The organism is Enterobacter cloacae complex sp. IR53030 (assembly GCF_049238365.1).
Taxonomy (GTDB): Bacteria; Pseudomonadota; Gammaproteobacteria; order Enterobacterales; family Enterobacteriaceae; genus Enterobacter; species Enterobacter kobei.
Genome location: NZ_JBMKHA010000027.1, coordinates 1 through 19,754 on the forward strand (window position 1 = coordinate 1; position 19,754 = coordinate 19,754).

Sequence of the window (19,754 nt, forward strand, 5' to 3'; positions counted from 1 at the left end):
TAGTCAATTAAATTCAATCACTTACATAGGCGTTTTTTTGCGTTTGGTGACTTATTCGCACCTTCCTTAGCAATTGCCATTCAATCAGCAATCGTGTCTCCATACGGACTGATGCGTTGTTTAAAACTGTAAGGAAGCGGGGGAGTTCGGTTGGGGGCAGGGCTGGCATGTTCTGTTTCTTCGGCTTACTAAATCTCTGGGCAAGATTGTCAGCCGGATTGAATTCTATGAGTTCTTCTGTTGCTGCATAGCGGAAAATTTCATTTAATCGGGAAATGATTCGCCGTAAAGTTTCTAGGACTCCTCGTTGCTCAATTGGGTCAAGATGTTGCTTTAAGAGTTTAGGCCGGATCTCATTGATAGGAACATTACCCAATCCGGGAAAGATATTTCTCTCCAGGCTTCGCCAGATGTCTTCTGCATGGTCTTGTGAGATACCTGAGGTCTTTACCTTCTCGTCCAACCATTTCCTTGCTACGGCTTGAAGAGTGTGTTCAGTAGCACTCTTTAATGCCTTCGCCTTATTGTTGTTATGGACTTGTGGATCAACACCATTTGCCAGCAAGGAGAGATTTTCATCTCGTAAGGCTCGTGCTTTCGCAAGTGTAAGGTGAGGATAGGTTCCTAAGCTCATCTTAGTTCGCTTTTTGGTCACAGGCACTGCATATCTGAAATACCAATTTTTCTTCCCTCCTTTCGAGAGGGGGGCGATTCGTAGGATCAAACCATCACCGTCAAAAAGGTTAACCTCTTTCTCGGCAGGTTTGGTGCTTTTGATTTCAGTGTCAGTGAGCTTCTTAGCGACTTTTGCCATGTTTGGGACCCTCAAGTTTTGGACCCTTTGTGCTGGGTCCCAAAAAGGGTGCCATAACGAGTAGCTTCTAGCAATTCTCGGTAGACTACTATAGACGTAAAAAAGCCCGCAAGGCTGGTTCCATGCGGGCTTAGTAGACTTCACTGAACTTCAATACATCAAAAAGTGGTGGAGCTGGCGGGAGTTGAACCCGCGTCCGAAATTTCTACATACCATTTTTACATCAATGAAAACATACATTTATTTTTTAAATCATCACGTTATTGTTTTTGGTATCTGTCGGGTTTTATGTGATTTTAAGTCTGTGCCGCCAAACTGCCGCCATAAATTAACGGTTCCAGTTGAGATTGTGAAGCGGGTTTTTTGTCACTGCATCTTCCAGGTGATCGGGTGCAAAGTGAGCGTAAATCATCGTCATTTTAATGTCTGCATGGCCCAGAATATCGCGGAGGACCAGTATGTTTCCGCCGTTCATCATAAAATGGCTGGCGAAGGTGTGGCGCAGCACATGAGTACATTGGCCATCTGGCAAATCGATACCAGCCCGCTTAACAGCACGCTCAAAGGCTTTTCTACATGGTGTGAATAACTTCCCCCGGTTCTTGGGGAGTTCGTCATACAGATCCTGTGAAATCGGGACGGTTCTATTTTTCTTGCCTTTGGTTTTGGTGTAGGTGATTCGGTATTTAGATAATTGATGGCCCTGCAGGTTTTCGGCTTCACTCCAGCGGGCGCCGGTAGCTAAGCAGATTTTTGCAATCATGAGCAGGCTGGGGTTTTCTGAATCAGCGCAGGCATCCAACAGGCGTTTAATTTCTTCCGGCGCCAGGAACGCCAGTTCACCCTCTGCGATTTTAAATGTTGGAAGCCCGGCGAGTGGGTTGGGGGCTGACCAGTGGCCCAGCTTTTTCAGCGTGCCAAAAACTGATGATAGGTTGCGTTGTTCCAGGTTTACCGTGCGGGGCTTAACTGGCGACATAAGCACGCCATCTTCGTTTTTGACCTCACCCTTTAGGCGCGCTTCACGGTATTTTGTAAAGTCTCCGGCAGTTAGCTCCGAGGCAATGGGATCGCCCAGGCCATTACAAATAATGCTAAGTTTTGCCATCAGTCGCTTGGGGTCGGCAAGGGTCTGTCCATATAGCGAATGCCACTGCTCGATTACTTCTGACAATTGCCGCCGGTCATCCTTTTCACCTAACCATGGCTTTTTGTTCACTTCATCCATTGTGAAGTTTTCAAACGCTATAGCCTCGCCTTTCGTCGCAAACTGCTTACGGACGCGCTTACCGTCACGCCCGCTTGGGTAGCACTCGCACAACCATTTCCCGTTTGGCTGTTTTCTGATGGTCATATCAAAGGCTCTTAATTATTTTTAAGGCATGGCCTACTATCTCGATATCATCCAGGCTGCACTCAAAAGATGATTCATCCTGATGCACAATTAACCTGTTTCCTGGCAGGCGAGTTAACTTCACAATGCTTTTTATTCCGTCAATATCAACCAGCCATACTCCGTTAACTGGTGGTGTTTGGCTGCGATCGACCAAATATGAGTCACCACTGGTATTAACCAAAAGTAGGTTACTGGAGGTGGGAGGTAGCAGGCTGCTGTCAATGATTGCTTTGCCTTCCTCAACTAACGAGCCATTAGTAAGAGCCGCTTTGTCAATTTCAGGAGAAACAAGGTCCGAAAGATGTTTAACTTTGCCGGAGTTCACGAAATTGATATCTTTTTTTGTGTCAATATTTGAGCCTGGCTCGCCTTGCCCGGTGGTTAGCCAGAGCAAAGATACCCCTGTTTCAAGAGCGCACTGAATTACCCATTCCGCAGGAAAGCTGTCTCTTAAGTATCTGTTTGCCATGGTGCTTTTAGACGCACCAAGATGATCGCATAGTTGCTGTCTTGACTTGAAATCGTAGGCAGCCATTAGCCTATGGATAGCTTCTCTTCCCCCAGTATTCTCGCCCGCCTTTACCTGTATCATTATTTAATCCTGTTGACGTATCAAATATTGGATCGTAGTATCTCTGTGTATCAACTTTTGAATCATATAAAACAAGATAAAACGACGTAAACCAAACCTTAACCGAGAGATACTGCACTATGAGCACTGATATTTCAATTCGTGTACCAAAAGTGATAGCGACTCCTGCTGAGTTCGCTGAATGGGAGGGGTACTCCCGTGGCTCGGTTTACCAGATGATTCATAACGGTAAACTGGCTAACTACATTGAAAAGAAAGAAAAAAATAAAGGGCGCGTATTCATTCTTTACCTCAAATACAAAAAGGACCAGGCGAGCAAAAACATGGATAAGTCTGCATTCAATTACAACGTTGTAGTTGGTTGTTAAGTTCAATTATGTGAACTTTTGAGGTATGAAACATGTTTGATTATAAGATTTCCAAACATCCACATTTCGACGATGCCTGCCGTGCTTTTGCGTTGCGTCACAACATGGCAAAGCTTGCAGAACGCGCCGGAATGAACGTCCAGACTCTGCGTAACAAGCTGAACCCGGACCAACCACACCAACTCACAGCACCAGAAATTCATCTGCTTACCGACCTGACTGAGGACCCAGCACTGGTTGACGGTTTTCTGGCTCAGATGCACTGCTTGCCTAGTGTGCCATTGAATGAAGTGGCAAAAGAGAAGCTGCCGCATTACGTCATGAGCGCTACTGCTGAAATCGGACGTGTTGCCGCCGGTGCCGTATCGGGTGATGTGAAAACCACCGCAGGCCGCCGCGATGTTATCAGCAGCATTAACTCTGTAACTCGTCTGATGGCACTGGCTGCCGTTTCGATGCAGGCGCGTTTGCAGGCTAACCCGGCGATGGCAAGCGCGGTGGATACCGTGACAGGCCTCGGCGCTTCGTTCGGTCTGATCTGAGGTGGTTATGCTGACTAATGAACCATCTTTCGCGTCACTTCTCATAAAGCAAAGCCCGGCAATGCACTATGGTCACGGCTGGATCATGGGGAAGGATGGCAAACGCTGGCACCCGTGCCGCTCTCAGGATGAACTGCTGGCTGACCTGTCCACAACCAAACAGGGGAAATCATGGCTATTGAAGGCGCTACGGCGACTGTTCCATTAAGCCCCGGTGAACGCCTGGACGGACTGAACCATATTGCGGAATTGAGGGCTAAAGTGTTTGGTCTGAATATTGAGCCGGAGCTTGAAAGGTTTATTAAAGATATGCGCGACCCACGCGACGTAAATAATAAACAGAATGAGCGGGCACTGGCAGCCATTTTTTATATGGCAAAAATTCCGGCAGAACGTCACGGCGTCAATATTAGTGATCTGACTACTGACGAAAAGCGGGAACTGGTGAAAGCAATGAATCATTTTCGTGCAGTGGTGAGCTTATTTCCCAAACGGCTAACCATGCCGAATTAATCCACAACAGAAATTAATGGCGTAAACCCGCCGGGCTTCTTATTGCCCAAATTCAGGAGAAACAACGATGCGAAATATTGAAACCCGTACCACTAAAACCGGACCAGATGATGCTGGACTCAACCTGCTGCTGACTGAGGCACGCAAAGAAGAACGCCGGGGACGCGCAGATGTGATGGCTGCGCGTCTGGATTCTTTAGCTGCTCGTATCGTGTCACGTCAGCTTAACCACACGGAAGCGGCTGAGCTGCTGCGTCAGGAAGCTGTGAAGATTCAGAACGAAGCGCAGGAGATCCACTGATGGCTGATTCAATGGACCTCGTACAGCAGCGCGTTGAAGAAGAACGCCAGCGCCACATCCACACCGCCCGCAATAAGGCACCGGGCGTTTCCCGTGTTCTCTGCATTGATTGCGATGCGCCGATCCCGCCAGCTCGCCGCAGCGCCATTCCGGGCGTGCAGTGCTGCGTCACTTGTCAGGAAATTGCAGAGCTGAAAGGCAAACACTACAACGGGGGTGCTGTATGAGCACTATCCTGAAATGGGCGGGAAATAAAACCGCCATCATGCCGGAACTGATTAAGCACCTTCCTGCTGGCCCGCGACTGGTTGAACCTTTCGCGGGTTCATGCGCTGTAATGATGGCGACAGACTATCCTCATTATCTTGTCGCAGATATTAATCCTGATTTGATTAATCTTTATCTGATGATTCAGAAAGACCATGAGGCTGTCATTCAAATAGCGAGGGAGTTATTTAAAGATTTTAATTCGGATGTTCAGTATTACCGTGTCCGCCAGCATTTCAATTACTCCATTTCTAATGAGGTAGAAAAGGCGGCATATTTTCTGTATTTAAATCGCCATGGCTATCGTGGCCTTTGCCGTTATAACCAGAAGGGTGAATATAACAATCCATACGGACATTATAAAAAACCGTACTTTCCTGAAAATGAAATACGCACTTTTGCCGTGAAAGCTAAACGTGCAATGTTTATTTGTGCCAGCTTTGAGGAAACACTGGCGCTGCTGCAGGCTGGTGATGTTGTTTATTGTGATCCGCCATACGATGGCACATTTAACGGTTATCACACTGCCGGTTTTACAGAGGACGACCAGTATCATCTGGCGTCTATTCTTGAACGCCGGTCATCAGAAGGTCATCCGGTTATCGTGTCCAACAGCGACACATCCATGACACGCTCCCTTTATCGTAATTTCAACCGCCACCGTATCACCGCAAAGCGCAGCATGGGTGTGGCTGCAGGTGATGGTAAATCTGCATCAGAAATCATCGCCACAAAATCAGCAGGCTGGTTTGATGTCGATTTGGCGTCCGGTCCAGATATCTCGGTGGAAACTGAGGTGCGGGCGTGGCAGTGAGTAAATTCACATTACATAATGCACCAACCACCGGCGGCTCGAATGAGGCCGCCGTGGCCTTTTCATGGAATAACCCCAAAAAAGCGGTTAACCCATATCTGGACCCGGCGGAAGTCGCGCCGGAGTCTGCGCTCTCAAACCTGATCGCTCTTTACGCTGCGGATAACGAGCAGGAGCAGCTGCGCCGTGAGGCGCTGAGCGATGAAGTCTGGGAACGCTATTTCTTCAATGAATCCCGTGATCCTGTCCAGCGTGAAATGGAGCAGGACCGGCTGATTAGCCATGCCAAAATGGCGCGCGAGCAGCAGCGTTTTAATCCCGATCTGGTTATTCTGGCTGACGTTAACGCCATGCCGTCCCATATCAGCAAGCCTCTGCTGGAGCGGATTAAATATTTCCATAGTCTGGGCAGAGCAAAAGCCTATTCCCGCTACCTGCGTGAAACAATCAGGCCGTGTCTTGAGCGGCTGGAGCGCGTGCGTGACAGTCAGGTGTCTGCCTCTTTCCGGTTCATGGCGAGTCATGACGGGCTGGAGGGGCTGCTGGTACTGCCTGAAATGAATCAGGATCAGGTCAAGCGTCTTTCCACGCTGGTTGCGGCACATATGAGCATGTGTCTCGATGCGGCCTGTGGTGATCTGTTTGTCAGCGATGATGTTAAACCAGAAGAAATCCGCCAGGCATGGGAAAGGGTTGCCGCAGAGGCGATGCGCCTTGAGGTCATCCCGCCTGCCTTTGAGCAGTTACGCCGCAAAAAGCGCCGCCGCAAGCCGGTGCCCTATGAACTGATCCCACCATCGCTGGCGCGTATGCTGTGCGCGGACTGGTGGTATCGCAAATTGTGGCAGATGCGCTGCGAGTGGCGCGAGGAACAACTGCGCGCCGTCTGCCTGGTCAACAAAAAAGCATCCCCGTATGTCAGCTACGAAGCCGTGATCCACAAACGCGAGCAGCGCCGCAAATCGCTGGAGTTCTTCCGCTCACATGAGCTGGTTAACGAAGACGGCGACACGCTGGACATGGAAGACGTGGTGAACGCCAGCAACAGCAATCCGGCACACCGCCGTAATGAAATGATGGCCTGTGTTAAAGGGCTGGAGCTGATCGCGGAAATGCGCGGAGACTGCGCGGTGTTTTATACCATCACCTGCCCGTCACGCTTCCACGCAACCCTCAACAACGGCAGACCTAATCCGAAGTGGACCAGTGCCACTGTCCGGCAGAGCAGTGACTATCTGGTTGATACGTTCGCCGCTTTCCGCAAGGCCATGCACAAGGCCGGGCTGCGCTGGTATGGCGTCCGCGTTGCAGAGCCGCACCATGACGGCACCGTGCACTGGCATCTTCTGTGCTTCATGCGCAAAAAAGACCGCCGTTCCATCACCGCGCTGCTGCGTAAGTTTGCCATCCGTGAAGACCGCGAGGAGCTGGGCAATAATACGGGGCCGCGCTTCAAGTCCGAGCTAATCAACCCGCGCAAGGGCACACCGACCAGCTATATCGCTAAATACATCAGCAAGAACATCGACGGACGCGGGCTGGCTAAAGAAATCAGCAAAGAAACCGGCAGATCACTGCGTGACAGCGCCGAACATGTCAGCGCCTGGGCGTCACTGCACCGTGTCCAGCAATTTCGTTTCTTTGGTATTCCGGGGCGTCAGGCATACCGCGAGCTGCGCTTGCTGGCTGGGCAGGCGGCGAGAGTGCAGGGCGAACGCAAAACGGGCGCGCCGGTACTGGATAATCCGCGTCTGGATGCGGTACTGGCAGCTGCAGATGCGGGTTGCTTTGCCACTTACATCATGAAGCAGGGCGGTGTACTGGTTCCCCGCAAACATCACCTTGTCCGCACGGCTTATGAGCTTAACGACGAACCGAGCGCCTACGGCGATCACGGTATCCGTATCTATGGCATCTGGTCCCCGATTGCAGAGGGCAAGATTTGCACGCACGCGGTGAAGTGGAAAAAGGTTCGTAAGTCCGTTGACGTTCAGGAGGCGGCAGCCGACCAGGGCGCTTGCGCCCCTTGGACTCGTGGCAATAACTGTCCCCCTGTTGAAAATCTGAACAAATCAGGGGGGGATTTACCCGATATTAAAACCATGGATGAGAAGGAGCTGCAGGAATATCTCCACAACATGGGCCAGAAGGAACGGCGGGAGCTGACAGCCAGGTTAAGGCTGGTGAAACCGAAGCGGAAAAAAGCATACAAACAGACTATTTCGGATCAGCAGCGCCTGCAACTTAAGGCAGAGCTAAGCTCCAGAGGGTTCGATGGTAGCGAGTCAGAGATTGACCTGCTTCTGCGCGGCGGCAGTATTCCGTCAGGTGCCGGGCTGCGTATTTTTTACCGCAACCACCGCCTGCATGAAGATGACAAATGGCGTCAGTGGTACTGATACCGGAGCTTTAACAATTCTTGCTCTTATTGATCCGCATCAGAGCGATCTAATTGACAGATAAAAAACGGTTTACATTCGCAAACTCCTACTATACTGTAATTATAAACAGTGGATATATATACAGTTATTGTGTGTCCGAGGTAGTGATAGGAGGGAAAATGCAGGATTATCTTTTGGAGTCGTTGAAGCTCCAGCGCATTGATTTTTTTATCAAGCTTGTAGCGGCTAGTGAGTGCAGCGACGAAGAAAAGCGGCTGGCTATCCAGTGGGTGTCAGAATTGACCGACGAGCTGATGGCGAAAATCCGCAGCCATGAATACTGCCGGTCAATGGATGTAACCAGTTAAGGGGAATCTGTATGCGCATTGAAATAATGATCGATAAAGAGCAGAAGATTAGCCAGGCTACACTGGACGCCCTCGAATCCGAGCTTTACCGTAATTTGCGCCCTCTGTATCCCAAAACAGCAATTCGTATCCGTAAGGGCAGCGCCAACGGCGTTGAGCTGAGCGGGTTAAAACTGGATGAAGACAAAAAGCGAGTGATGGAAATAATGCAGCAGGTCTGGGAGGACGACAGCTGGTTACACTAGCGAACGTTGCGGACGATAAAACTGGTTTTTACCGTCCGCAAGGTTGAACAACGAGCCACGCGAGGCGTTAGAAATTGTCTTGGTTAGTGCCTGCTTCTCATAAGAGGCACTATATATGCTAAATGCAGCGGGTTAAGGCAGAAACATCTTGCGCGATTAGGGGCAATGAACTTAAGTTAAGTAACGCAACCAACAGTTAAAACGGTTGTCTTAGTTATAAGGAATTTGCTGTTGTGGTTGCTGGTGACGAAGTGTACACTTCCGCGCCATATAAGAAGGAGGGGTTATGTCAAGTATCGCCGCATTGAGGCTGGGTAATCCAGTTGAACGTTTGGCACGGGTTCTGAAAGAGAACCAGGACAAGCTCAATCTGAGTAAAGATGGTTTTGTGTCCGTAGATTTGTCCAACGAAGAAGCTATGAAAGCCATCAGAGATCAGATGGATAAGCTTGAAGGCATCAAAACGAGCACTGTAAAAGCAAAACATTATTACAGAACCCGATAATGGCAACATTACTTTTAGCAGTGATTTTGGTTAGTGGTTTTATATATGTAAACCTATCACTTTCAACACGTTACAGATATAAGCGTTCCAATGGCTGGGACGCTTATTTTTTTGTCGCCGCCTGGGGAATTGTGTTCTTTCTGCTCGGTGGCTTTTTAACCTTCGTCCTGAATATTACAGGCGGGTTCCGCTGGCTATCCAATGAGCTTAATCTTACGCCGGATAGCTTCAACGGCATGTTGTCTACTTCATCCGACAAAGCCCAGCGTATCAATGAAATCAAGCAGATTGCATGGGTTGTTATTTCAATTGTGCTTTCTGCAATTTCTGGCCTGGGTAATAAGTTGCGTACAAAGAGCGGTGATCGCCGCTGGGATGCGTTGGCTAAGGCTGTGGGGAATAACTCTTTTGAGTCATTGCTGATGGAAGCATCAGCACGACAATTTCCGATCATCGCGACACTCTCATCGCGAAAAATCTATGTTGGCCTGGTGACGTGTCCGGCGCTAGAGAATGGGCTGTCGGAACACCTGGAAATACTCCCTATGTTAAGTGGCTATCGTGATAAAGACGATCTCACGATAAGCATCACGACGAACTATCATCAGCACTATCTTGAAAGCGGTGTTATCGGTGGGATGTCGCGCCTGAATATCCAGGATTTCCGTGTGCTGATCCCTAAAGATGAAGTTGAAACCATCTCGTTTTTTGACACTGAAACGTATAACAAATTTAAAGAAGACGAAGCGCGCGACCGGAAAGACTGTCGCAAGTTGGGTGGTAAAAAGCCATCTACACGCAGGAGAAGGACTGCTGGCGATGCAGAGCAGGGTAGTGCATGACTATGCTGCATGAATCCGCATGATCGTGTGAGGATCGTTTTTGCTGAGGCCTGCCAGGAATGGCGGGCTTTTGATTATGTCATGCAGGTGCATGAAAACCACTACACAAAGCGGGCAGGCGTGGCGGGGCTACGAGCGCGCGCAACGGGGTGAAATGGTGAAAATCCGGCGCAATCTCCGGCACGCTGGCGGCTTCAATCGGTGAGGGTGAGGGAGCGGCAGCAAAAAAGAAGCGCCCCGCAGAATGCTGCTGGGGCGCTGTGAGGGGCGATCTTGTTGTCGTGGTGCGGTGGGTCAGTCGTTGCGCTTGTCTTCTGTCAGTCCCAGCGTGTACGGCTCAAAGCGGATCACCTCTTCGCCCAGCCAGTCGTTAAGCTCCTGCAGTCGCTTCTGCAGCGGCATCAGCTCGTTGCGGACAAAGACGCGGCTGGCCTTTTCCACATCACCAAAGCCGCCGGTATTGTTGGGAATAATGCCCATCATCTGCGGCGGTACGCGGTGAGCTGCCATCATGTCATCGCGGCTCACGTTCTTGATGTTCAGAAACTCGTCTTTCGCCGCAACCTCTGATAACGGGATGATCTGGATGCCGTCCTTTTTGCCGTTGGGCGAATACATAAACAGGTTGCGGAAGTTACCCGGTCCTTTGGCGCTTTTCATTGCCTGGCGGATATTGTTCACATCCTCCTGGTTCTGTGCTGCGTCGGTCATGTACATAATGAAACCTGCGTGGCTGCCGTTGATGTAATACTTCCGGCGGAACAGCGTTGCGGACTCGTTGAGCAGGGTTGACGGGATGGCGGATAGATAGCCGGGCAGCCCGTAAATCTCCTGGTTAATATCCGGCTCCAGCAGATGAAAGATGTTGCCCTGCGTAAATTCATAGGGCTGCGTGGTCAGGCCATACTGCACAAACCAGTAGGTGTCGAGGTCCACGCCACGGCGTGTGTACTTCGCCAGTGCTGGCTCCAGTGAGAGAACACCGCCGAGCCGGTTGGTGCGCTTTTCCAGATAGGCGTTACCGAACACCAGATAATCCTGGACGAAACGGGCAAAAGCCTGCTGGCTGAGCAGGCGATGCGGGATGTAGGTACTGCTGAGAATGTCACGCTTTACGGCAATCGGTGAACTGTGATGCACGGCGGCGCGATAGGTCCGCGCCAGTCCGTCAAAGCTCACCGGCGGCTCATACCAGCGGTCCATCTGCACGCATTCCACGTAGTCCAGCAATTCGCGTCGGTCTAACACCGGCACCGGGTCGCCAAAGCTGAACGCCTCCGCCGCAGCGCCGCCTGATTGTGCGTTGCGATCTACCGCTGCGCGGTTATTCTTGTTTTTACGTTTGCTCATGCCGCCTGCTCCTTGTCACCCTGGGGCCATTCGCACATAAACAGCATTTTCCAGTCCTCTGCTGATAACTCTTTTTTCATGTCATTCAGCCATTCATCATCAAAGAGCGCGGCTCCGGTTGCGAGCGTTGCCCCGGATGCTGCAGCGTCATCAGCGGTAAAGGTCATGCAGGTAGTGCTGTTGCGGGCAATCAGCTTCTTATATTCCTGCCATGCTTCCGGGTTTGGGCTTGGGGTGGTGTAGTAGGTAGCGTGATAGCGTGCGTGCATGGACAGGCTTTTGGCGAGCGCAATCATATTTTTCGGAGAGTCCGCCCAGGCATACTCTGACACGTAGACGTTTCCATGGAGCGCGGCGGCGAGGCTTTTCGGCCCGATAAAATAAATGACCGCACCGTTTGGTAGTTCCAGATGCGCTTTACCTGATTTTATTTTTCCAAGGTGTGTCCAGGCTGCGGCCTCACTTAAAAAAGCTGACATATAAGTTTTGACGGTAAGGGCAGATGCCGGGGTGCAGCCCAGAAAAATCTGGTTGCGTCCGGTATGCAGTGCATCGTTCAGGGCTTCGTAGGCGAAAAAGAAATCCGCGCCAGCCTGACGCATTTTTGTAAGCACGCGGTTTCTGCTGCGTGCGCCACTGTTCCATTCGTGCTGGTAAGCAAAGAAAGGGCGATCTACAGGCAGGCTGGCGGTGGTCATGAGGTTCGTTGGGGTTGAGTGCATCAGAAAATCTCCACAATGTTGCTGGTATTGGCGGCTTCGCCCTGCAGCGGTTCGTTAAACAGTGCGTGCATCGTTGCCCAGGCCAAATCTGCGTGGCTGGCTTCTTCGCTGCGGCTGGCTTCATAGGTTGGGCGGTTGCCGCTGGCGGTTGTGGCCCGGCGGATAGCCATAAAGGACTGCGCAATATCGGTATGCCCGGCGTCGAACTCCAGACGCCGGTGGCTGATAATGTCGTATGCCTTGAGCACCAGGGCGTTTTTGACGTTGGGGTTGTAGACAAACTCCCGCACCGCAGGAAAGAACGCTTTCACGTTCTCGTAGACACCGTGACCGACACCGGTCGAGTCGATGCCGATATAGGTCACGTTGTACTGCTGCGTCAGCTTTTTGATGGCGTCAGCCTGGGCGCGGAAGTCCATCCCGCGCCACTGGTGCCGCTCAAGTATGCGGAACTTGCCGCCCGGCACGGTTGGCGGTGCCACCACCACACACCCGGCGCTGTCACCGTTCTGCGTGCCTTTCGCCGGGTCGTATCCGATCCAGACTTCGCGCCAGCCAAACGGACGCAGCGCCAGCGCCTGAAAATCGGACCAGACTTCCCAGCTGTCCACCATGCACGCCTGCAGCTCGCTGAGCGGGAACACTGACGCCAGATCGTCAATAAATTCGCACATCAGCAGGTTCTGGTATTCGTCCGGGCTGTACTCCATGCGCAGCTGGTCAAGGTCGAACAGATTGCAGCCACCGCGCACCGCATCCTCCACGGTGACGATCTGGCGATACTGTCCGTCCGGACAGAGCACGCCGCGCGCAAGGTTGCTGTGGGTCAGGTCAATATCCACCTTGTCCGCTTTGGCGCGGCCCCGGTTGAACAGCGCGCCGGACCAGAACGGATAGGCGCTGTGGGTCAGGCTGGACGGCGTGGAGAAGTAGGTTTGTCGCCATTTCTTGTGAATGGCCATGCCGGAGGCAACCTTGCGCAGCTCCTGGAATTTCGGTATCCAGAAATATTCATCAAGGTACAGGTTGCCGTGGTAGCTCTGCGCCGTGCGGGCGTTGGTGCCGAGGAAGTACAGGCACGCGCCGTTGCTGAGGGTCATCGGGTCGCCTTTCAGCTCAACATCCACCTCTTTTGCAAAGTCGATGATGTACTGCTTAAAGACGTGCGCCTGCGCCTTGCTGGCTGAGAGGAAAATCTGGTTGCGCCCGGTGGTGATGGCGTCAATCAGCGCTTCGCGGGCAAAAAAGTATGTTGCCCCGATCTGGCGTGATTTAAGCAGGTTGCGAATGCGGTGTTTTACGCCCGCCTGCCACCAGTGGCGCTGATATTCAAACATGCCGTTGCGGAAGATTTCTTCCAGTTTTTCGGTCTGTTCATCAGTGAAAACATTCTTTTCGGGCTGGCGGCGTGGCCCTTTGTTACGGTTGGCAACTTTCGGGTTTAAGTCTGCTTCGTTGCCGCCATCGTTAAATTTACCGATCCGGGCGTGGCGCTCTGACTGGCGCGCCAGCAGGTCAATTTCCTTGAAGTCTTTCCCTTCTTTCTGCTCCTTCATGATGAGCTGGCAGTAACGTGCGGCGGTGGTGAGCTGCATCTGATCCAGCGGCCCATAGTCGCCCCATTTGTCGCGCTTCTTCCAGCTGTGAACGGTTGCAACTTTCTCGCCCAGCATTTCAGCAATGCGGGCTACGCGGTATCCCTGAAAGTACAGCAGCATGGCCTGCCGACGGGGATCGAGGTCTGCGGGGGTCAGTGTGGTGTTCATGGCACAAACATACGGCCTTGACAGGCGGCTTTCCCCGGCTGCGGTTTGTGTGGTTTACCGTACAAGTGCCGCGCGTTGTTTCACTCCCCCCATCACCGCAAACATAAGGCTCCAGTAAGTTTTTTCTAATGGAGCACGGCTCATGACAGTGAAAGCAAAGCGTTTCCGTATCGGGGTGGAAGGTGCCACCACTGACGGGCGCGAAATCCAGCGTGAATGGCTGGTACAGATGGCTGCCAGCTACAACCCGACGGTCTATACCGCGCTGATTAACCTTGAGCACATCAAGTCTTATCTGCCGGACAGCACCTTTAACCGCTATGGCAGGGTGACGGGGCTGGTTGCAGAAGAAATCAAGGACGGGCCGCTGGCGGGCAAGATGGCGCTTTATGCCGATATCGAACCCACGGATGCCCTGGTGGGACTGGTGAAGAAAGGCCAGAAGCTTTTCACCTCCATGGAGGTCAGCACGAAGTTTGCCGACACCGGCAAAGCCTACCTTGTGGGGCTGGGTGCGACGGACGATCCGGCGAGCCTTGGCACCGAAATGCTGGCATTCAGCGCCAGCGCCGCGCATAACCCGCTGGCGAACCGTAAGCAGAACCCTGAAAACCTGTTTTCGGAAGCTGTTGAAACGCTGATCGAACTGGAAGAAGCCCAGGACGAAAAGCTGTCCCTCTTTGCCCGCGTCACCGCGCTGTTCACCAAAAAAGAGCAGACCGATGAGGCGCGTTTCTCCGATGTGCATAAAGCCGTGGAGCTGGTCGCCACCGAGCAGCAGAACCTGAGCGAGCGCACTGATAAGTCCCTGTCTGAACAGGACAAGCGCCTTTCTGAGCTGGAGTCCTCCCTGCAGGAGCAGCAGACCGCCTTTGCCGAGCTTGAGAAAAAGCTGAGCAGCGAAGACAGCCGAAAAGACTACCGCCAGCGCGCGCCGGGCGGTGACGCACCGGCAGGCACCCTGACCAATTGCTGATGGAGCATAAAACCCGATGAAAAAGAAAACCCGCTTTGCCTTTAACGCTTACCTGCAGCAGCTGGCGCGCCTGAACGGTGTGGAGATTGAAGAACTCTCCAGCAAGTTCACCGTGGAGCCGTCCGTGCAGCAGACGCTGGAAGACCAGATCCAGCAGTCCGCCGCTTTCCTGACGCTGATTAACATCACGCCGGTCACTGAGCAGTCCGGACAGTTGCTGGGGCTGGGCGTTGGCAGCACCATTGCCGGAACCACCGATACCACCACCAAAGAGCGCGAGCCTACCGATCCGACGCTGATGGAAGACGTGGAATACAAATGCGAGCAGACCAACTTTGATACGGTGCTGACCTACGCAAAACTGGACCTGTGGGCGAAATTCCAGGACTTCCAGGTGCGTATCCGCAACGCCATCGTCAAGCGTCAGGCGCTGGACCGCATCATGATCGGCTTTAACGGCGTGAAGCGCGCCAAAACGTCCAATCGTGCTGAAAACCCGCTGCTGCAGGACGTCAATAAAGGCTGGCTGCAGAAAATCCGCGAAGACGCGCCGGATCACGTCATGGGCAGCACCACGAAAGACGGTGCAACGACTGCAGGCGCGGTCAAGGTGGGCAAGGGCGGCGACTATGCCAACCTGGACGCCGTGGTGATGGATGCCGTCAACGAGCTGATCGACGCGGTTTATCAGGATGATGACGATCTGGTTGTCGTCTGCGGACGTGAACTGCTGTCTGACAAGTATTTCCCGCTGGTCAACAAAGAGCAGGACAACAGCGAGAAAATCGCCGCCGATCTGATCATCAGCCAGAAACGTATGGGCGGCCTGCAGGCTGTGCGCGCGCCTTATTTCCCGGCAAATGCCCTGCTGATCACCCGTCTGGATAACCTGTCCATCTACTGGCAGGAAGACACCCGCCGCCGTTCTGTTATCGACAACCCGAAACGTGACCGGATTGAAAACTTTGAATCCGTCAACGAGGCGTATGTGGTCGAGGACTACCGCTGTGCGGCGCTGGTTGAAAACATTGAAATCAGTGATTTCAGCGCGCCTGCCGTACCGGAACGTGGGGAATAACACATGAGCCTGAGTCCCGCACGGCAGCACCGCCTGCGCATTCAGGCCGAACAGGCCGCCCGTGAGGGCGGCAGTGTTCGCCATGCGTCGGGCTATGACCTGATGCTGCTGCAGCTGGCAGAAGACCGCCGCCGCCTCAAGGGCGTCCAGTCCACGGTGAAAAAGGCGGAAATCAAGGTGGAGCTGCTGCCGAAATATTCCGCCTGGGCGGAGGGCGTGCTGGCTGCCGGAGGTGCGCAGCAGGATGACGTGCTGATGTACGTGATGCTGTGGCGTATCGACGCCGGTGATTATGCCGGTGCGCTGGAAATCGGGCGTCATGCGCTGCGCCATGGCTGGGTGATGCCGCTGGGCAACCGTAACGTGCAGACCGTGCTGGCAGAAGAAATGGCAGACGCGGCGCAAAGCGCCCTGCTTTCCGCTGCTGGTTTTGATGCCGATCTGCTCCTGCAGACGCTGGACCTGACAACCGATCTGGATATGCCGGACCAGTCGCGGGCGCGCCTGCATAAAGCCATCGGCGCTGTACTGAGTGAAAGCAACCCGGCATCTGCCCTTAATCACCTTACCCATGCGCTGCAGCTTGATCCCCGCTGTGGCGTGAAAAAAGAAAAGCAGCAGCTGGAGCGCAGACTGCGCAATGACAGCCGCTAAAGAACGTGCCCCGCGCACGGGCGGCACGGGGTGGCGAAAGGCACTGCCACATCAAAACCCCGTCCACCGCCCACTTATTCAGGAGAAAGCCGCATGAAGTTTGTTGCGCCCGAACAGGCACCGGAACAGGCGGAGGTCATTAAAAATACGCCGTTCTGGCCTGATGTGGACCTGTCGGAATTTCGTAGTGTGATGCGCACTGACGGCACGGTGACGCAGCCGCGTTTAAAGCAGGTTGTGCTGACGGCAATTTCTGAGGTTAACGCTGAGCTGTTCGACTTCCGCAACCGTCAGCAGATGCTGGGCTGGCGGACACTTGCTGAGGTTCCCGCAGAGATGCTGGACGGCAAAAGCGAGCGTATCCGGCACTATCACAACGCCGTTTTTTGCTGGGCGCGCGCCGTGCTCAATGAGCGTTATCAGGACTATGACGCCACGGCGTCAGGCGTGAAGCGAGGGGAGGAGCTGGCGGAGGCCAGCGGCGATCTGTGGCGTGATGCCAGATGGGCTATCAGCCGGGTGCAGGATGCACCGCACTGTACGGTGGAGCTTATCTGATGAAAGTGCGTGCGCATCAGTATGACACGGTGGACGCGCTTTGCTGGCGTCATTACGGGCGTACGCAGGGTGTCACTGAGCAGGTTCTGCAGGCAAATCCGGGGCTGGCTGAGTACGGCCCATTTTTACCGCACGGGCTGCAGGTGGAGCTGCCGGACATTACGGCGTCAACCACGGCGCAGACCGTCCAGCTATGGGACTGAATTATGACGCTTGAACGAATCAGCGCCTTTATCACTTACTGCATCGCCGTGCTGCTGGCATGGCTGGGCGATCTGTCGCTCAAGGATGCATCAACGGTTGGCGGCGTACTGATTGGTGTGTTGATGCTGGCTATCAACTGGTACTACAAACACCAGTCTTTCAAATTGTTACGTGGCGGCAAAATTTCGCGGGGGGAATATGAATCCTTCAATCGTTAAGCGCTGCCTTGTTGGGGCGGTGCTGGCTATCGCCGCCACGCTGCCCGGTTTCCAGTCGCTTCATACCTCCGTTGAGGGGCTGAAACTGATAGCCGACTACGAGGGGTGCCGCCTGCAGCCTTATCAGTGCAGCGCGGGCGTGTGGACTGACGGGATCGGCAATACGTCCGGTGTGGTGCCGGGAAAAACCATCACGGAACGGCAGGCGGCGCAGGGACTTATCACCAATGTGCTGCGCGTAGAGGGGGCGCTGGATAAATGTGTGGTGCAGCCGATGCCGCAAAAGGTCTATGACGCGGTGGTGTCGTTTGCTTTCAACGTGGGCACCGGCAACGCCTGCAGCTCCACGCTGGTTAAGTTGCTGAACCTGCGGCGCTGGGCGGATGCCTGCCATCAGCTGCCGCGCTGGGTGTATGTCAAAGGTGTGTTTAATCAGGGGCTGGATAACCGCCGCGCGCGGGAAATGGCCTGGTGCTTAAAAGGAGCATAACGGAATGAAAAAGAAAGTCATGAGCGTTTTTTTCCAGCTGGCATGGGCTGCGCTGTTGGTTATCAGCCTGCTGTATCCGCGCAGCGGTGCACCGGTTCTGGTTGGTGCGTCTGTCTGGGTGTCATGCTTCCTCGCCTGGCTGCTTGCTGCGCTGTTCACCGCCGGGTGGTTCGCCGGAGATCGGGCGCGCGATGAGGTCAGGGCGGCATTGCTGAAATTCAGGGCGCACCCTGTGAAACCCGTGCGTACATGGGTAATCAGGTTGCTTATTGTTCTGTGCCTGGCGTTTTCGGGATGGGTGATCACCCTGGTGTTTTACCTGCTGACGCTGGTTTTGTATCAGATTGCCCGCGCGCAGCTTCATGAGCCGATGGCAGCCTGATGCGTGCGCTGGCGGTAGTGCTGGCGCTGGCGCTTGCGGCGCTGGGCTGGCAGTCATGGCGGCTTAACAATGCCAGCCACACCATCGAGACACAGGGTGCGGCGCTGAAAAGCAAAACGCAGGAGCTGACGAAGAAAAACAGCCAGCTGATCGGCCTGTCCATTCTGACCGAAACCAACAGCCGGGAGCAGACGCGGCTTTATGCGGCAGCGGAACAGACCTCCGCACTGCTGCGAAGCCGTCAGCGCCGGATCGAGGAACTGAAACGTGAAAACGAGGATTTGCGCCGCTGGGCTGACACTCCTTTGCCTGCTGACATTATCCGGTTGCGGGCGCGTCCGGCCCTCGCCGGAGGTGCAGCTTACCGTGAGTGGCTGTCCCAGAGTGACGCAGTGCCGCCTGGAAAGGTCAGCGCCGCGCAGTAACGGCGATCTGAATGCGGTGCTGGATGAAACTGAGGCCGCCTGGGCGGTCTGTGCTGACAAAGTGGACACGATTATTGCGTGTCAGGAGCGAGACAGTGAACAAACCGCAGTCCTTACGCAGCGCCCTGAATAAAGCGGTTGCCTATGTCCGGGACAACCCGGACAAACTGCACCTTTTCGTTGATAACGGCTCACTGGTGGCAACAGGAGCCAGCTCCATGTCATGGGAATACCGCTACACCCTGAACGTGGTGATCGAGGATTTCAGCGGCGACCAGAATCTGCTGATGGCTCCTGTGCTGCTGTGGCTAAGTGACAACCAGCCGGATGCCATCAACAACCCGGATCTGCGTGAAAAACTGTTCACCTTTGAAGTGGATATTCTGCGCAACGATGTGTGCGATATAAGCCTGAACCTGCAACTGACGGAGCGCGTGCTGGTCAGCACAGACGGCTGCGTGTCGAGCGTTGAAGCGGTGCCAGAGCCTGACGAACCCGAAGAAATGTGGACGGTGAAACGTGGATGAGCTGCAGAGGGTGGATGACTGGCTGGCGGCGCTGCTGGCAAATCTGGAGCCTGCTGCACGCAGCCGTATGATGCGGCAACTGGCGCAACAGCTGCGCCGGACGCAGCAGCAGAACATCAGGCTGCAGCGTAATCCTGACGGCAGCGGTTATGAGCCGCGCCGGGTGACAGCCCGCAGCAAGAAGGGGCGCATCAAACGCCAGATGTTTGCAAAGCTTCGCACCACAAAATACCTGAAAACCACCGCCAGTGCGGACTCCGCCAGCGTGCAGTTTGATGGCAAGGTGCAGCGCATTGCCCGTGTTCACCATTACGGCCTGCGGGATCGCGTCAGTCGAAAAGGCCCGGAGGTCCGCTACGCAGAGCGCCGCCTGTTGGGCGTGAATGATGAGGTGGAAACCATCACCCGTGACACTCTGCTGCGCTGGCTGGCGGGGTGAACTTTGTGCCACCGCTG

29 protein-coding genes and 1 pseudogene are annotated in these 19,754 nt (G+C 53.8%); 24 read left to right on the plus strand and 6 right to left on the minus strand.

What is annotated here, in order from left to right; all coding sequences use genetic code 11:
* Positions 1 to 55: 55 nt before the first annotated feature.
* From ACOTXR_RS21480 to ACOTXR_RS21490, 3 genes and pseudogenes are all read right to left on the minus strand, one after another.
* Positions 56 to 814, minus strand: a pseudogene (locus ACOTXR_RS21480) (phage integrase central domain-containing protein); the annotation flags it as partial.
* A gap of 328 nt (positions 815 to 1,142) precedes the next feature.
* Entirely contained in the window at positions 1,143 to 2,168 is a 1,026-nt protein-coding gene (locus ACOTXR_RS21485; protein ID WP_421767101.1) for a site-specific integrase, read from the minus strand.
* A gap of 1 nt (position 2,169) precedes the next feature.
* Complete coding sequence (locus ACOTXR_RS21490) at positions 2,170 to 2,802, minus strand: phage repressor protein CI (RefSeq protein WP_222834699.1); 633 nt, start codon at positions 2,800 to 2,802, stop codon at positions 2,170 to 2,172.
* A 119-nt stretch (positions 2,803 to 2,921) separates the two neighbouring features.
* Between ACOTXR_RS21490 and ACOTXR_RS21495 the strand changes: the two genes are divergently transcribed.
* From ACOTXR_RS21495 to ACOTXR_RS21550, 12 genes are all read left to right on the plus strand, one after another.
* Complete coding sequence (locus ACOTXR_RS21495) at positions 2,922 to 3,170, plus strand: hypothetical protein (protein ID WP_016150823.1); 249 nt, start codon at positions 2,922 to 2,924, stop codon at positions 3,168 to 3,170.
* A 32-nt stretch (positions 3,171 to 3,202) separates the two neighbouring features.
* Positions 3,203 to 3,712 carry a phage regulatory CII family protein gene (locus ACOTXR_RS21500; RefSeq protein WP_214585811.1) on the plus strand — a complete coding sequence of 170 codons (510 nt, stop codon included), beginning with the start codon at positions 3,203 to 3,205 and terminating at the stop codon, positions 3,710 to 3,712.
* Between the two features lie 7 nt (positions 3,713 to 3,719).
* Positions 3,720 to 3,920 carry a phage filamentation protein Fil family protein gene (locus tag ACOTXR_RS21505; RefSeq protein WP_160743675.1) on the plus strand — a complete coding sequence of 67 codons (201 nt, stop codon included), beginning with the start codon at positions 3,720 to 3,722 and terminating at the stop codon, positions 3,918 to 3,920.
* A complete protein-coding gene (locus ACOTXR_RS21510; protein ID WP_000963477.1) occupies positions 3,884 to 4,225 on the plus strand; it encodes a DUF5347 domain-containing protein in 342 nt (113 codons plus the stop codon). The genes ACOTXR_RS21505 and ACOTXR_RS21510 overlap by 37 nt, the downstream gene beginning before the upstream one ends.
* Before the next feature lie 67 nt (positions 4,226 to 4,292).
* Positions 4,293 to 4,526 carry a DUF2732 family protein gene (locus ACOTXR_RS21515; protein ID WP_001744223.1) on the plus strand — a complete coding sequence of 78 codons (234 nt, stop codon included), beginning with the start codon at positions 4,293 to 4,295 and terminating at the stop codon, positions 4,524 to 4,526.
* Positions 4,526 to 4,753 (plus strand): TraR/DksA family transcriptional regulator, encoded by a 228-nt coding sequence (locus ACOTXR_RS21520; RefSeq protein ID WP_048971668.1) that lies wholly within the window; start codon positions 4,526 to 4,528, stop codon positions 4,751 to 4,753. The genes ACOTXR_RS21515 and ACOTXR_RS21520 overlap by 1 nt, the downstream gene beginning before the upstream one ends.
* Complete coding sequence (locus tag ACOTXR_RS21525; RefSeq protein WP_222834697.1) at positions 4,750 to 5,607, plus strand: DNA adenine methylase; 858 nt, start codon at positions 4,750 to 4,752, stop codon at positions 5,605 to 5,607. The genes ACOTXR_RS21520 and ACOTXR_RS21525 overlap by 4 nt, the downstream gene beginning before the upstream one ends.
* The gene (locus ACOTXR_RS21530; protein WP_222834695.1) at positions 5,598 to 8,006 is read left to right on the plus strand and encodes a replication endonuclease; all 2,409 of its coding nucleotides are present in this window, start codon (positions 5,598 to 5,600) and stop codon (positions 8,004 to 8,006) included. The genes ACOTXR_RS21525 and ACOTXR_RS21530 overlap by 10 nt, the downstream gene beginning before the upstream one ends.
* Before the next feature lie 161 nt (positions 8,007 to 8,167).
* Positions 8,168 to 8,356: a hypothetical protein gene (locus tag ACOTXR_RS21535; RefSeq protein ID WP_001154443.1), complete on the plus strand. Its 189-nt coding sequence runs from the start codon at positions 8,168 to 8,170 to the stop codon at positions 8,354 to 8,356.
* Positions 8,357 to 8,367: 11 nt separating this feature from the next.
* A complete protein-coding gene (locus ACOTXR_RS21540; RefSeq protein WP_001217561.1) occupies positions 8,368 to 8,601 on the plus strand; it encodes a DinI family protein in 234 nt (77 codons plus the stop codon).
* Positions 8,602 to 8,887: 286 nt separating this feature from the next.
* The gene (locus ACOTXR_RS21545) at positions 8,888 to 9,106 is read left to right on the plus strand and encodes a hypothetical protein (RefSeq protein ID WP_032706396.1); all 219 of its coding nucleotides are present in this window, start codon (positions 8,888 to 8,890) and stop codon (positions 9,104 to 9,106) included.
* Positions 9,106 to 9,948 carry a hypothetical protein gene (locus ACOTXR_RS21550; protein WP_032706394.1) on the plus strand — a complete coding sequence of 281 codons (843 nt, stop codon included), beginning with the start codon at positions 9,106 to 9,108 and terminating at the stop codon, positions 9,946 to 9,948. Before ACOTXR_RS21545 ends, ACOTXR_RS21550 begins: the two co-directional genes overlap by 1 nt.
* A gap of 294 nt (positions 9,949 to 10,242) precedes the next feature.
* On the opposite strand, the gene ACOTXR_RS21555 is transcribed toward ACOTXR_RS21550, so the two are convergent.
* The 3 genes from ACOTXR_RS21555 to ACOTXR_RS21565 are packed head-to-tail and all read right to left on the minus strand — an operon-like array spanning position 10,243 to position 13,786.
* A complete protein-coding gene (locus tag ACOTXR_RS21555; RefSeq protein ID WP_222834694.1) occupies positions 10,243 to 11,298 on the minus strand; it encodes a phage portal protein in 1,056 nt (351 codons plus the stop codon).
* The gene (locus ACOTXR_RS21560; RefSeq protein ID WP_222834693.1) at positions 11,295 to 12,020 is read right to left on the minus strand and encodes a terminase large subunit domain-containing protein; all 726 of its coding nucleotides are present in this window, start codon (positions 12,018 to 12,020) and stop codon (positions 11,295 to 11,297) included. The genes ACOTXR_RS21555 and ACOTXR_RS21560 overlap by 4 nt, the downstream gene beginning before the upstream one ends.
* Entirely contained in the window at positions 12,020 to 13,786 is a 1,767-nt protein-coding gene (locus ACOTXR_RS21565; RefSeq protein ID WP_194694082.1) for a terminase ATPase subunit family protein, read from the minus strand. Before ACOTXR_RS21565 ends, ACOTXR_RS21560 begins: the two co-directional genes overlap by 1 nt.
* Before the next feature lie 142 nt (positions 13,787 to 13,928).
* Here ACOTXR_RS21565 and ACOTXR_RS21570 point away from each other — a divergent pair, with 142 nt between their 5' ends.
* The 12 genes from ACOTXR_RS21570 (at position 13,929) to ACOTXR_RS21625 (ending at position 19,737) form a co-directional block, all read left to right on the plus strand.
* Positions 13,929 to 14,762: a GPO family capsid scaffolding protein gene (locus ACOTXR_RS21570; RefSeq protein ID WP_222834691.1), complete on the plus strand. Its 834-nt coding sequence runs from the start codon at positions 13,929 to 13,931 to the stop codon at positions 14,760 to 14,762.
* Between the two features lie 16 nt (positions 14,763 to 14,778).
* Complete coding sequence (locus ACOTXR_RS21575; protein WP_421767102.1) at positions 14,779 to 15,840, plus strand: phage major capsid protein, P2 family; 1,062 nt, start codon at positions 14,779 to 14,781, stop codon at positions 15,838 to 15,840.
* Positions 15,841 to 15,843: 3 nt separating this feature from the next.
* Positions 15,844 to 16,494: a phage terminase small subunit gene (gene gpM, locus ACOTXR_RS21580; RefSeq protein WP_421767103.1), complete on the plus strand. Its 651-nt coding sequence runs from the start codon at positions 15,844 to 15,846 to the stop codon at positions 16,492 to 16,494.
* A gap of 93 nt (positions 16,495 to 16,587) precedes the next feature.
* Positions 16,588 to 17,052 (plus strand): head completion/stabilization protein, encoded by a 465-nt coding sequence (locus ACOTXR_RS21585; RefSeq protein WP_001528530.1) that lies wholly within the window; start codon positions 16,588 to 16,590, stop codon positions 17,050 to 17,052.
* A complete protein-coding gene (locus ACOTXR_RS21590; protein WP_000868184.1) occupies positions 17,052 to 17,255 on the plus strand; it encodes a tail protein X in 204 nt (67 codons plus the stop codon). The genes ACOTXR_RS21585 and ACOTXR_RS21590 overlap by 1 nt, the downstream gene beginning before the upstream one ends.
* A gap of 3 nt (positions 17,256 to 17,258) precedes the next feature.
* Positions 17,259 to 17,474: an HP1 family phage holin gene (locus ACOTXR_RS21595; protein ID WP_000171565.1), complete on the plus strand. Its 216-nt coding sequence runs from the start codon at positions 17,259 to 17,261 to the stop codon at positions 17,472 to 17,474.
* The gene (locus tag ACOTXR_RS21600; protein ID WP_421767104.1) at positions 17,455 to 17,964 is read left to right on the plus strand and encodes a lysozyme; all 510 of its coding nucleotides are present in this window, start codon (positions 17,455 to 17,457) and stop codon (positions 17,962 to 17,964) included. Before ACOTXR_RS21595 ends, ACOTXR_RS21600 begins: the two co-directional genes overlap by 20 nt.
* 4 nt (positions 17,965 to 17,968) lie before the next feature.
* On the plus strand, positions 17,969 to 18,346 hold the full coding sequence (locus ACOTXR_RS21605) for a DNZ54_00345 family protein (RefSeq protein WP_421767105.1): 378 nt from the start codon (positions 17,969 to 17,971) through the stop codon (positions 18,344 to 18,346).
* Positions 18,343 to 18,771 (plus strand): Rz-like lysis system protein LysB, encoded by a 429-nt coding sequence (lysB, locus tag ACOTXR_RS21610; RefSeq protein ID WP_421767113.1) that lies wholly within the window; start codon positions 18,343 to 18,345, stop codon positions 18,769 to 18,771. Before ACOTXR_RS21605 ends, lysB begins: the two co-directional genes overlap by 4 nt.
* Positions 18,656 to 18,904 (plus strand): Rz1-like lysis system protein LysC, encoded by a 249-nt coding sequence (gene lysC, locus ACOTXR_RS21615; RefSeq protein ID WP_421767114.1) that lies wholly within the window; start codon positions 18,656 to 18,658, stop codon positions 18,902 to 18,904. The genes lysB and lysC overlap by 116 nt, the downstream gene beginning before the upstream one ends.
* On the plus strand, positions 18,867 to 19,298 hold the full coding sequence (locus ACOTXR_RS21620) for a phage tail protein (protein WP_421767106.1): 432 nt from the start codon (positions 18,867 to 18,869) through the stop codon (positions 19,296 to 19,298). The genes lysC and ACOTXR_RS21620 overlap by 38 nt, the downstream gene beginning before the upstream one ends.
* Positions 19,291 to 19,737, plus strand: a complete 447-nt coding sequence (locus ACOTXR_RS21625) for a phage virion morphogenesis protein (protein WP_063154294.1) — start codon at positions 19,291 to 19,293, stop codon at positions 19,735 to 19,737. Before ACOTXR_RS21620 ends, ACOTXR_RS21625 begins: the two co-directional genes overlap by 8 nt.
* Positions 19,738 to 19,754 lie beyond the last annotated feature (17 nt).